General features: G+C 61.1%; 10 protein-coding genes and 1 pseudogene. 5 read left to right on the top strand and 6 right to left on the bottom strand.

All coding sequences use genetic code 11. The features are described from left to right. The first annotated feature begins 219 nt into the window (after positions 1–219). A complete protein-coding gene (locus tag R3X27_RS10170) occupies positions 220–606 on the top strand; it encodes a DUF302 domain-containing protein (protein WP_317708742.1) in 387 nt (128 codons plus the stop codon). A 223-nt stretch (positions 607–829) separates the two neighbouring features. After that, positions 830–1,603, top strand: coding sequence for a transglutaminase-like domain-containing protein (locus tag R3X27_RS10175; protein ID WP_317708743.1), 774 nt, complete (start codon positions 830–832; stop codon positions 1,601–1,603). 45 nt (positions 1,604–1,648) lie between these two features. Here the strand turns inward: R3X27_RS10175 and R3X27_RS10180 are convergent, their stop codons facing one another. From R3X27_RS10180 to R3X27_RS10195, 3 genes and pseudogenes are all read right to left on the bottom strand, one after another. Then, on the bottom strand, positions 1,649–1,972 hold the full coding sequence (locus tag R3X27_RS10180; RefSeq protein ID WP_317708744.1) for a hypothetical protein: 324 nt from the start codon (positions 1,970–1,972) through the stop codon (positions 1,649–1,651). A gap of 1,022 nt (positions 1,973–2,994) precedes the next feature. Then, positions 2,995–3,465 (bottom strand): annotated as a pseudogene (locus R3X27_RS10190) (DNA polymerase IV); the annotation flags it as partial. Positions 3,466–3,550: 85 nt separating this feature from the next. Then, a complete protein-coding gene (locus tag R3X27_RS10195; protein ID WP_317708745.1) occupies positions 3,551–4,864 on the bottom strand; it encodes an FAD-binding oxidoreductase in 1,314 nt (437 codons plus the stop codon). A 90-nt stretch (positions 4,865–4,954) separates the two neighbouring features. Between R3X27_RS10195 and R3X27_RS10200 the strand changes: the two genes are divergently transcribed. After that, complete coding sequence (locus tag R3X27_RS10200; RefSeq protein ID WP_317708746.1) at positions 4,955–6,124, top strand: exo-alpha-sialidase; 1,170 nt, start codon at positions 4,955–4,957, stop codon at positions 6,122–6,124. A 171-nt stretch (positions 6,125–6,295) separates the two neighbouring features. Here the strand turns inward: R3X27_RS10200 and R3X27_RS10205 are convergent, their stop codons facing one another. The 3 genes from R3X27_RS10205 to R3X27_RS10215 all read right to left on the bottom strand — a co-directional run bounded on the left by R3X27_RS10205 (position 6,296) and on the right by R3X27_RS10215 (position 9,855). Beyond that, the gene (locus tag R3X27_RS10205; protein WP_317708747.1) at positions 6,296–7,687 is read right to left on the bottom strand and encodes an aspartate aminotransferase family protein; all 1,392 of its coding nucleotides are present in this window, start codon (positions 7,685–7,687) and stop codon (positions 6,296–6,298) included. Between the two features lie 16 nt (positions 7,688–7,703). Next, the gene (locus tag R3X27_RS10210; protein WP_317708748.1) at positions 7,704–9,074 is read right to left on the bottom strand and encodes a glutamine synthetase family protein; all 1,371 of its coding nucleotides are present in this window, start codon (positions 9,072–9,074) and stop codon (positions 7,704–7,706) included. 91 nt (positions 9,075–9,165) lie between these two features. Next, positions 9,166–9,855, bottom strand: a complete 690-nt coding sequence (locus tag R3X27_RS10215; protein ID WP_317708749.1) for a GntR family transcriptional regulator — start codon at positions 9,853–9,855, stop codon at positions 9,166–9,168. Positions 9,856–10,008: 153 nt separating this feature from the next. On the opposite strand from R3X27_RS10215, the gene R3X27_RS10220 reads away from it, so the two are divergent. Together R3X27_RS10220 and R3X27_RS10225 are read left to right on the top strand one after the other, a co-directional pair. Beyond that, positions 10,009–11,094: a polyamine ABC transporter substrate-binding protein gene (locus R3X27_RS10220; RefSeq protein ID WP_317708750.1), complete on the top strand. Its 1,086-nt coding sequence runs from the start codon at positions 10,009–10,011 to the stop codon at positions 11,092–11,094. 56 nt (positions 11,095–11,150) lie between these two features. Then, positions 11,151–12,299 (top strand): ABC transporter ATP-binding protein, encoded by a 1,149-nt coding sequence (locus R3X27_RS10225; protein WP_317708751.1) that lies wholly within the window; start codon positions 11,151–11,153, stop codon positions 12,297–12,299.

Genomic DNA, 12,299 nt, shown 5'->3' on the forward strand with positions numbered 1-12,299 from the left:
GCTCAACTCTGGATCGACCGTCATGTGGTTGATCGGCGAGGTTGATGCAGGAATGAGGGTGGATTGATCAGATAGCGGACCAGTTTCCGACAGAACGGCCGTTGCGGTTCGTCATGTTCTTCGGATTTCATGTTCCAATCGTCATGCTTCTCTCTATCTTCGATTGTGAATTTCCCTTGGTGACAAAGCGTCGTCGCCAGATCGATAGGAGAGGTACCGATGAGCTATACTGTGAACAGATTCTTCGCGGATGCGGATTTCGAGGACGTTGATGAGAAGGTTCGTTCTGCGCTGGCCGACAAGGGCTTCGGTGTCCTGACCGAAATCGACGTCAAGGCGACGATGAAGAAGAAGATCGACGCCGATCTCGATCCTTACAGGATCCTCGGCGCCTGCAATCCTCAAATGGCCTACAAGGCCATCGGGATGGAGCCGCGCGTGGGCGCCATGCTGCCATGCAACGTTATCCTTCGGGCTGTCGATGGCGGCGTTGAGGTCAGCGCCATTGACCCGGAAGCCTCCATGCAGGCCATCGACAATGCCGATCTCAAGCGGGTTGCCGGAGAGGTGCGAGAGCTCCTGAAAGGGGCTCTGGAAGCGATCTGAGCGACACCAGAAACTGAAGTTCCGATCTTTCTCAGACCCCGGCTACCGTGGGCCGATTGGTCATGTTTATTCCCGGGTACGACTGATGGCCGGACGTCAGGAACAACACTCTCTGTCGCTGGCGGACGAAACCTCATGGGCATCAAGAAGGTTCCAGAAAGCCCTTGAAGCTACAGTCACTGTAGCAATTACGTTGATTGGAGATAGCCAGAGGATAGAATCGATGACCAACGACATTCTCTTGAAGCCGACAAGGATACTGGATTTCAACGGCTCAACCATCAGGGACCTTGTTGATGCCCGTGGGTGGCGAGACTTGCCACAGGGTGACCGGATTGGGGCCGTATATGACTTCGTTCGCAACGAGATCCTGTTCGGCTACAATCGGTCAGACAGCATCTCCGCCAGCAAAGTCCTGGCCGATGGCTATGGGCAATGCAACACCAAGGGAACTCTTCTCATGGCGCTGCTTCGTTCAGTCGGGGTCAGGTGCCGGATCCACGGCTTCACGATTCACAAAGCCCTGCAACGCGGCGTCGTTCCCGAATTGCTGTACCCGATCGCTCCGGACGAAATCCTGCACTCCTGGATCGAGGTCGACACGGCCCGAGGTTGGAAAAACCTCGAAGGGTTCATTCTTGACCAAGGGTTTCTTGGGAGCCTTCAGGCGCGATTTGCAGACACCGAAAGCCTCTGTGGTTATGGCGTGGGAACCGAATGCCTGAGTGCGCCCCCCGTTCAATGGAACGGCAACGACACGTATATCCAGAAAAGCGGAATCGTTGCGGACCTTGGAACCTTCGACAGCCCCGACAGGTTCTACGAGGCGCACAAGCAGAACTTCGGCCCGATGCGTGGAGTGCTCTATCGGCAAGTCGTGCGCAATTGGATGAACGTGCGGGTGCAGGCAATTCGGAAGGGACGAGTGCCAACCTTCCGGGGAAAAACCGACCATGGTCACGATCGGCCGCAAGCTGCCAAAGGTTCATGTTCTTGAGGGACTGGAAGATCGGCCATCCAAGCGGTGTGGCGTATTTCCAGATCATCCTTTGACCATTGCCTCGCCTTCAAAATCAACGTCGCGCATCTGCACCTGCATAAATCCGACCGCCGATCTGCGGTCTTTTCTGGAAAGCCGCGGGAAGAGCGCCAACTTCTTCTTAGTTCGGTTCTCGACAAAACAATTCAGCGCGTTTGCCCTTGGAGAGATTGTCCGACGTCCACCCTTTGTTGTCGATCGCTGCGATTCGAAGCCTGGAACTTCGCAGTCGCAGCGAAGACCTGCAAGGTCGGCAATGCCGCCGCTGATGAAACTCGAAGCATTGAATTGAGTGGGCTCACTAATGCCGTTTTCCGCGGTGTCCACGAACGGCGACTGTGGGCCGCTCACGCCGGTTGAACGTCAGCAACGGCAGTGCAAACTTTTGCTCGAAGGAGAGTGCACATCTCCCTCACCAAGTGGCGAAATTCTTCAACCTTTCCGGTGATCGGAGTGCAACTTTTCACTCGAACCTACACTGATGCCATTCTCAAGCACGACGCCGAACGCTCTTATCCGCAAGAAAGGGTCGGCTTGGAATGATGACAGCCTGGCTGTACGAGCCGAAATAAACCCTGCGCTGCTCCCGCCACTACGGAAGGGCGTTCTGGAAACGCCGGACAGGACAAGTCGCCCGAAGCCACATCGAGGCAATGGTGCGCTTCCTAAAAGCTTTCGGCGAGCGCATATTGGTGCGAGTTCCTCAACCGCCGAACCGCCGAAATCCACATGGGGCTCGCACCCTTGAGCCACTGAAACGCACTCTGCGGCGCCGAGATCGTTCGTATGGCACAACATCCACGGAGAAGACCGAGTGCCATCATCAGGTGCGAGCTCAACAACAACGCGCTGGAAATATCGCGTGGCGGATCACCCCTCCTAAAAAAATCGGCCGCAAGCGGCCGAGCATCCCGGTCACGCTCCGATCCTTGACGTCTCCACGCGCCCGGGATGCCGCCCGGTTCAAATGTGTCGAGTCTCTTTAGGAATTGATGCGTGCCCATGCAGATAGGCGGAGTATTTCATTGGTTGGATCAAGTTGGCGAGAATCCAAGTGGGCACACATTGTCGAGACGAATGCTCATCGAGAGGCCAAAAATCTTCCCATACAATGCGGTAGCTCTGCGCGTTGAGTTCTATGATCCAAAGCGAGATAGTTTTCGAACCGCTTAGTCGCACAATGACTCGCATAATTACATCGAGGGTTTATCAACCTTGGAGGCGCGGTGATGCCGACGAGCCTCCGGAGTGTTGAGAGAGGTTCCACCTTTTCCGATGCTAAATCGGAATGCTTGGAGGCCGCTCAGGTAAGCAAGGGTCGAATTTCTAATGCTTCAGGAATAGTTATTCCTTTTCAAACAGATAGGGGAGAAAGCATCCCTAACACTGAGATGGTAGGTATAATCGAGGAAGGCCTCGTCAAGGGAGAGCGGTTCGATGGTGGGCGTCATCTCCTCCATCAACGCCCGGATCTGCCGGGACACTTTCGTGTAGATGTCGTGGCGCGGTTTCACCCAGACCGCCTCCGGGCAGAGTTTCTTCGCCTGAAAGGCCGGCATGGCCGAGCGCACCCCGTAGAGCCGCGCGATATAGCAGCAGGTCGAGACCACTCCGCGCTGCCCGCCGCCGACGATCACCGGCTTGTCGGCCAGCTCCGGCTCCATCGCCTTGTGGACAGAGGCGAAGAAGGCATCGCAATCCATATGGGCAATGGACAGCTCGAACAACTCCGGGTGAGACAGCACGCGCGGAGAGCCACAGGCCGGACAACGACGGCCGGTCTCGAAACTCTCAAGGCAATCTCGGCAAAGCGCGGACATGGCACTACAGTAGCGCTTCGCGGCCGATGCTACGAGAGCGAACCGCGCCGCTGCGCGGTGCCTCGGGGGGGGGAAAGGCGGAGCCTTACAGCTTGTCGCGCATGGAGTACCAGAGCATGGCCAGCACGAGCAGGGGCGAACGCAGCGCTGGTCCGCCGGGGAAGCGTTGCGTTGGCACGGCAGCCATGGCGTCGAAACGCTCGGCCTGTCCGGCGAGGGTCTCGGCGGCAATCTGTCCGGCCAGCGTGGCAAGTGCGAGCCCGTGGCCGGAATAGCCGGAGAAGCTGAGGATATTGCCGGCGAGCCGCTCGAAATGCGGCATCCGGTTCATGGTGATCGCCAGCGTGCCGCCCCAGGCATGGCTGAGCTTCACGCCTTTGAGCTGCGGGTAGATCTCCAGCAGCGGTTTCATCACCTTGGCGCGAATATCGGAGGGGAAGCGGTAGCCATAGCTCTCGCCGCCGCCGAAGATCAGCCGGTGATCGTCGGAGAAGCGGAAATAGTTCACCACGAACTTGCTGTCGGCCACGGCGTGGTTGTTGCGGATGAGGCTCTCCTGTTCCTCCGGCGACATCGGCTCCGTGGTTGCGATGAAATTGTTGATCGGCATGACGCGGGCGGCAACCCGCGGCTCCAGCCCGCCGAGATAGCCGTTGCAGGCGAGGATGACGTGATCGGCGATGATCTCGGCCCGCTCGGTCCTGATCTTCGCCGGGCTCCCCTCGATGATCTCCACCACCTTGGAGCCTTCGTGGATACGCGCGCCCTCCGCCACGGCCATGCGCGCCAGCCCGAGGGCGAATTGCAGCGGATCGATATGGCCCGAGCCCATATCCAACGTGCCGCCGTGATAGGCCGGCGAGCCGACCATGTGGCGCATCTCTTCACGATCCAGCGTGCGGATCAGGTCGTAGCCATATTCTTCCTGCAGTTTGCGCGCATAGGCCTGGGAATGCGGGACATAACGGGCGCGGTGATCGGCATGGACTATCCCGTCATGAAACGTCGCTTCGACCTCCGGGGCCCGCGACAGCTCCCGCACCAGCCCGACCGCCTCATTGCCGATCTCCCAGAGCCGCCGCGCGTCCTCTTTGCCCATCATCGCCTCGAGATCATCCTGCTCGATGCGCTGGCCCATGGTCGCGTGCCCGCCATTGCGCCCCGAGGCCCCAAACCCCACGCGCTGCGCCTCCAGGACGATGACATCATAGCCCCGCTGCCGCAGGTGCAGCGCCGCCGAGAGACCGGTATAGCCGGCCCCGATGACGCAGACATCCGCCCGAAGCGCGCCCTCTGCCGGAGCAAAAGGGGCGAGCGGCGTGGCGGTCTCGGCATGCCAGGAGGCGGGATATTCGCCGGGACGGTCATTCACGGTGAGCAGGTCGAGCGGGTGTGCCAAGTTGGAAGCCTTTGCAGGAGGAAGGAAGGGGGTTAGGCGCTATCGCTTTCGCCGTGATACTCTTGGGGGAGTGCGTGCGAAGGGGAGAGTATGGATATCACGGTGCTTGTCGGGACCACCAAGGGGGTCTTTCTTCTCGAATCGGGGCCGGAGCGGGAGAGCTGGTCGCTGCGTGGCCCGTTCTGCGATGGCTGGGGCATCAACCATGTGATCGGCGACCCGGAGAGCGGCCGGATCTGGGCGGCTGGCGGTGGCCAATGGACCGGTGCCGGGGTCTGGCGCTCTGAAGATCACGGTGCGAGCTGGGAGGTCAGCCAACTTGCCAATGGCGGGGCGAATGACTGGATCGCGGCGCATCCCGAAGAGGCGGCACAGTTCGGCATGGAGCCCGCCCCGCCGGCGCCCTTTGACGGACAGGTCGAGGCGCTCTGGTCGCTCGGGCAGGCGCATGGTGTGCTCTATGCCGGCGCCAAGCCGGCCACGCTTCTGGCCAGCCGGGATGGCGGCGAAAGCTGGGAAGAGGTGTCGGGTCTCTGCGCGCATGAGACGCGGGAGAGTTGGCAACCCGGCGCCGCAGGGCTCGTTCTGCACACGATTGTCAGCGACCCCGAGGCGGCCGAGCGGCTCTGGGTCGGCATCTCTGCGGCCGGTGTCTTTGCCACCGAGGATGGCGGGGCAAGCTGGGAGCGTCGGGTGCGGCTCTCCAACGAGGGCGGCGGGGCGGATCTCGCCTCCCATCCCGGCCATTCCCATGATCCGCTGGCTGAGGAGGGCACGATCGGCTTTTGCGTCCACAATATGGGGCGCGCCACGGACGGCACGCTCTATCAGCAGAACCATCACGGCGTGTTTCGAAGTGCCGATGGCGGGCGCAGCTGGCGCGACGTGACAGCGGGTCTGCCCTCCACCTTCGGTTTTCCGATTGCCGTGCATCCGCGCGATCCGCAGACCATCTGGACCCTGCCGCTCAATGGCGATTCCATCGGGCGTTACCCGCCGGAGGCGTCTGCGGCGGTCTGGCGCTCGCGCGATGGCGGCGAAAGCTGGGAGAAATGCCAGCATGGTTTGCCGAAGAAAGATTGCTTCTTCACCGTTTTGCGGCAGGCGATGGCGACGGATCGCGGCACGCCTGCCGGGGTCTATTTCGGCACCAATTCCGGTTCCGTCTTCGCTTCGTTCGACGAGGGGGACAGTTGGAACACCATCGCAGAGCACCTTCCGACCGTGCTCTGCGTTGAAGTGCTTGACCGGTCGACGTGAACTGAGGAGGACAACGCCCGATCCCGGGGGGGCGCAAACGGCCTTTGACTGGATCATGGCGGCTGGAGTTTTCATGCCGTTGTCTTGGGGCGACCGTTGAACATGAGTCCTTCCCGGGGGAGGGTCGGGCGCCGCCCGGCCAGAGGACGGGCGATGCCGGTTCAAACGGGGTTACTTGTAGAGCCCCGTCTCCTTGATCTCAGCCAGCGTCAGGTCGAGCGCTTTCACCGCGCGCTCGATCAGCATGTCCACGTCCGATTTGTCGAGAACCAGCGGTGGCGCGATGATCATCCGGTCGCCGACATGGCGCATGATCAGGTTGTTGCCGAAGCTGTGTCCGCGCGCGATCAGGCCGACCGTGCCTTTGGGGGCTTCAAAGGGCGCGCGCGCCGCCTTGTCCGGGGTCATCGCGAGCGAGGCCATGAAACCCTTGATCTTCGCCTCGCCAACCAGCGGATGATCGGCCAGCGCCTCCCATTTCTCCTTCAGATAGGGGCCGGTGACCGAGGCCACGTTCTCCACCATCTTCTCCTCTTCGATGATGCGCAGGTTTTCCAGCGCGACGGCGCAGGAGACCGGGTGGCCTGAATAGGTGTAGCCATGGTTGAAATCGCCCGCCCCGGCGACCGTATTCGCCACCTCGTCGCAGACGATGGAGGCGCCGATTGGCGCATAGCCGGAGGATAGCCCCTTGGCGACGGTCATGATGTCGGGGCGGATCTCGTAGGTCTGCGAGCCGAACATCTGGCCCGTCCGTCCGAAACCGCAGATCACCTCGTCGGCGATGAGCAGGATCTCGTGGGCGTCGCAGATTTTCTGGATTTCCGGCCAATAGCTCGCGGGCGGGATGATCACGCCACCCGCACCCTGGATCGGCTCGGCGATGAAGGCTGCAACGTTGTCCTCGCCCAACTCGGCGATCTTCGCCTCCAGCTCGCGGGCGCGCATCAGGCCGAATTCCTCCGGGCTCATCTCGCCGCCTTCGGCATACCAGTTCGGCTGGCCGATATGGACGATATCGGCAATCGGCAGCCCGCCCTGCGCGTGCATCGGCTGCATGCCGCCAAGCGAGGCCCCGGCCATGGTCGAGCCGTGATAGGCATTCTCGCGGCTGATGATCACCTTCTTCGTGGGCTTGCCCTTCGCGGCCCAGTAATGGCGCACGAGGCGGACATTGGTGTCGTTCGCGTCCGAGCCGCCGGAGGCATAGAAGACGTGGTTCAAGTCGCCCGGCGCCATCTCCGCGAGTTTCTGGCTCAGCGCGATGACCGGCACATGAGAGGTCTGGAAGAAGGTGTTGTAATAGGGCAGCTCGCGCATCTGACGGGCGGCGACATCGGCAATGCTGTCCCAGCCGTAGCCGATATTGACGCACCACAGCCCCGCCATCGCATCGAGGATCTGGTTGCCCTCGGTATCGGTCAGCGTCACGCCCTTGGCGGATTTGATGATCCGCGCGCCGGTCTCTGCCAGCTCGGCGCCCGCGGTGAAGGGGTGCATGTGGTGGGCCGAATCCAGCGCTTGCAGCTCGGCGGTGGGCGGATGGTTGGTGAGCATGTTCATGGGGCAGTCCTCTCTGTCAGGCGTTCAGCAACAGGTGCTGACGCTCCCAGGGCGAAATTTCACGTTTATATTCATCATGTTCAGCGTGTTTGATGTCCGAGTAGAGCTGGCAGAACTCGGCGCCGAGTACCTCGCGGACCTCGTGGTCCTCGTCGAAAAGCGCCAGCGCATCAGCCAAACCAGCCGGCAGGTTCGTATCGCTCTCATAGACCTCATGCCGCGCGATGGGACGGGGGGCGACCTTGTTCACCATGCCGAGATAGCCGCAGGCGAGGCTTGCCGCGATGGCGAGATAGGGGTTGGAATCGATCCCGATCACCCGGTTCTCGACCCGCCGCGCGATCGGTTTCGAAATGGGAATGCGCAGGCCGGTTGTCCGGTTGTCGCTGCCCCATTCGAGATTGGTCGGTGCGCTCATGCCTTCGGCGTTGAAGCGCCGGAAGGAATTCACATAGGGCGCCAGCAGCGGCACCACGGAGATCATGTATTTCTGGCTGCCGCCGATGAAATGGTGGAAGGCGTCGGTCGCCTCGCCTGCCGCATCGGAGAAGATATTGTTGCCGTCCAGATCGACGATGGATTGGTGAATATGCATCGCCGAGCCGGGTTCGTCCCGCATCGGCTTGGCCATGAAAGTGGCGAAGACACCGTTCTTCAGCGCCGCCTCGCGGATCGACCGCTTGAAATAGAAGACCTGGTCGGCCTGTTTCAGCGGGTCGCCATGCAGCAGGTTGATCTCGATCTGGCCGGCGCCGCCTTCCTGGATCACGGTGTCGATCTCCAGCCCCTGCGCCTCGGCATAGTCGTAGATCGTGTCGATCACCTCGCCATACTCATCCACCGCGACCATGGAATAGGCCTGCCGCGAGGCGCCCTTGCGCCCGGTCCGCCCCAGCGGCGGCTCGATGGCCTCGTTGGGGTCGGTGTTCGGCTTGGTGAGGTAGAACTCCAACTCCGGCGCAACGACCGGCTTCCAGCCCTTCTCGGCATAGAGCCCGAGCACACGCTTGAGCACATTGCGCGGCGAAATCGGCAACGGCTCGCCCTCGCGGGTCTCCATATCGCAGATCACCTGAAGCGTCGCGTCATCGGCCCAGGGCGCGGCCGAAGCCGTGGCCATGTCCGGGCGCAGGACAACGTCGCGCTCCAGCCACTGGTCCTCGATCTCCATATCAACATATTCGCCCGAGATCGTCTGGTAGAAGAGCGAGACCGGCAGGAAGAATGTCTCTTGCGGGTCGAACTTGTGGCTGGGCATCGCCTTGCCGCGCGACATGCCGACCGTATCCGGGATAATCGCCTCGACCTCTTCCAGCCGCCGTTCGCCCAGATAGTCGAGAAACGCCTCGGGCAGTTCGGTGATCCAGCTTTTGCGGTGGCGCGACATGGCTGTGTTCCTGCGAATTTGCGGAGTTTTGGCGGGCGAGGTCTCGTCGCCGGACTGTTGCTCGAAAGTTATGATCAAATTCTGAGGGCTGTCAATCGGCGCCGGGCAGGGTCGCGGTTTTCTCCGTTTCCTGCATGGATTCGCGAATCTGATCGAGCCCTTGGGCGATATCCTGTTCGATAGCTGCCTGAGTTTTGAGCGCATCGCCTGCCACGAGTGCATCCAGAGCGACATGGTGTTGATCGGGAAGATTCGAGGTGCCGTAACGTCCGCAGACAATGCGCAGCGAGGGGCCGACCCGGAGCCAGAGCCCCTTGGCGAGCGTCTCCAGAACCTCTGCATCGGCCCGCGCATAGAGGCAAAAATGAAAACGATAATTCTGTTCGAGATAGCCGCGCACATGGCCTCTTTCGATGGCGTCATCGACACGCCGGTCAATGGTCTTCAGCTCCGAAATCAACCTGGAATCCGCGTTTTCTGCCGCCCTGCGGGCCAGTTCCGGTTCGATGGAGAGCCTTGCAAAAGCGATTTGTTCCAAGTGGCTGGCCGTCAGGGCGGGCACAGTCAGCCGCCGGTTGCCGCGGGCGTCAAGGGCCCCTTCCGCGGTCAACCGCCGGATCGCCTCGCGCACTGGCGTCATGCCGGCGCCGAGCCGTTCGCGCAGCCCCATGATGGTCAACGGCTCGCCGGGTTCGACTTCGCCGAACAGGATCATGTCCCGCAGGCGGCGGTAGATTGCCTGATGCTCGGGTGTCTTTGCCTCTTGCGCGGTCACAGTCATTGCCTTTTTCTTGATCGCGGTGTCCCGAAGCGGTGAGTTCAGGAAAACGCAGGGCTTGCATTCTTCTTCATTCTTGGGAAGCATGCTGACAAACGCAAGGTTTGATCAAATAAAATCGCTGGCAATGCCCGGCAAACAACAGGGGATGACTCAATGAAACGGAAAATAGCGATCCTGTCGCTCACGGTCTCGGCTTTTGCCTGTGCCGCGGTGGCTGACGAGGTGCGGGTCTATAACTGGTCCGATTACATCGACGAGGAACTGCTGGAGAAGTTCGAGAGCGAGACGGGCATCAAGCTGATCTACGACGTTTTCGACTCCAACGACGTGCTGGAGACCAAGATGCTGGCCGGTGGCTCGGGCTACGATGTGGTCGTTCCCTCCGGCACTTTCCTGCAACGGCAGATCACGGCCGGCGTTTTCCAGAAGCTGGACAAGTCCAAACTGCCCAATCTTGAGAACATGTGGGATGTGGTCGCCGAAAGGACCAGCCAGTACGACCCGGGCAACGAGTATTCCATCAACTACATGTGGGGCACCACCGGCATCGGCGTGAACGTTGCCAAGGTGAAGGAAGCCCTGGGCGAGGACGCACCCATCGACTCCTGGTCACTGGTCTTCGACCCGGCGAACCTGGAGAAGCTGTCTGATTGCGGCGTGTATTTCCTGGACGCGGGTGACGAGATGATCCCGGCCGCGCTGAAATATATCGGTGAGGATCCCGACAGCTTCGACCCTGACCTGATTGCCAAGGCCGGAGAGGCCTTCATGGAGGTTCGTCCCTATATCACCAAGTTCCACAGCTCCGAATATATCAACGCGCTGGCCAATGGTGATATTTGCGTGGCCGTTGGCTGGTCCGGTGATATTCTTCAGGCGCGCGATCGTGCCGACGAGGCCGATAATGGCGTCGAGATCGCCTATCACGCGCCGAAGGAAGGCGCCCAGATGTGGTTCGACCAGATGGCCATCCCGGCTGACGCGCCGAACCCGGATGCCGCCCATACCTTCCTTAACTTCATCATGGATGCCCAGAACATGGCGGCGGCGTCGAACTACGTCTACTACGCCAATGGCAACGAGGCATCGCAGGAGTTCCTGGTCGAGGACGTGAGCGGCGATCCGGCAATCTACCCGGACGCGGCAACGCTCGAGAACCTCTACACGACACGGCCGTACCCCTCCAAGGTGCAGCGCGTGGTGACCCGGCTCTGGACCAAGATCAAGTCCGGCGCCTGATGCGATAGCGGCCCCGCGGTGCATCCGCGGGGCTTCTCCCTCTCGGAAGGAAGCCCATGTCCGATCCCGTTTCCGCGACGCCATCCGTCTTCGCCCCTTGGGCCGATCCGTCCGAGACGCCGCTGATCCATTTTCAGAATGTCACCAAGCGGTTTGGTGATTTTACAGCGATCGACGACCTGACGATCGACATCTACGAGAAGGAGTTCTTTGCCCTTCTCGGCCCGTCCGGTTGCGGCAAGACCACGCTGATGCGGATGCTCGCGGGCTTCGAAACGCCGAGCGAGGGGGTGATCAACCTTGCAGGCAAGAACATCGTCCCGGTGCCGCCGAACAAGCGGCCGGTCAACATGATGTTCCAGTCTTACGCACTTTTCCCGCATCTGACCGTGGCTCAGAACATCGCCTTCGGGCTGGAGCGCTCGAAGATGCCCAAGGACAAGGTCGGCGCGCGGGTCGACGAGATGCTCAAGCTCGTCCAACTTGAGAAATTCGGCGGTCGCAAGCCGCACCAGATCTCCGGCGGCCAGCGCCAGCGCGTGGCGCTCGCGCGCAGCCTTGCCAAGGCGCCGAAGCTGCTGCTGCTGGACGAACCGCTCGGCGCGCTCGACAAGAAGCTGCGCATCGAGACCCAGTTCGAGCTTATGGAGATCCAGGAAACGACCGGTACGACCTTCGTCATCGTCACCCATGACCAGGAAGAGGCGATGACTGTCGCCTCCCGCATCGCCGTGATGGATCACGGACGCATGGTGCAGGTGGACACGCCGGACCGGATCTACGAGACGCCGAACTCGGTCTACGTGGCCGATTTCATTGGTGATGTGAACCTGATCGAGGGCAATGCGGCCTCCCATCACAAGGATGGCAAGATCGAGATCCACTGGCGCGAGGGCGAGCCGCCCGTTGTCGGAACGCCGATGGTGCCGGTTCAGGACGGCACCCGCTGCACCTTCGCCATTCGGCCCGAGAAGGTCCATATCTCGAAGGAGCACCCGGAGGGGAAGGCCAATATCGTCCATGGCAAGATCCTCGACATCGCCTATCTCGGCAATATCTCGACCTATCATGTCGAGCTGCCAAACGGTCATGTGGTCAAGGCCCAGACCTCGAACAACCAGCGGATCGAGCGGCGGAAATACACCTGGGACGACGAGGTCTGGCTCTGGTGGTCGGAGACCGCCGGCGTCGTGTTGACGGCGTGA

The sequence above is a fragment of the Tropicimonas sp. TH_r6 genome, assembly GCF_033101155.1.
Lineage (GTDB): Bacteria > Pseudomonadota > Alphaproteobacteria > Rhodobacterales > Rhodobacteraceae > Tropicimonas.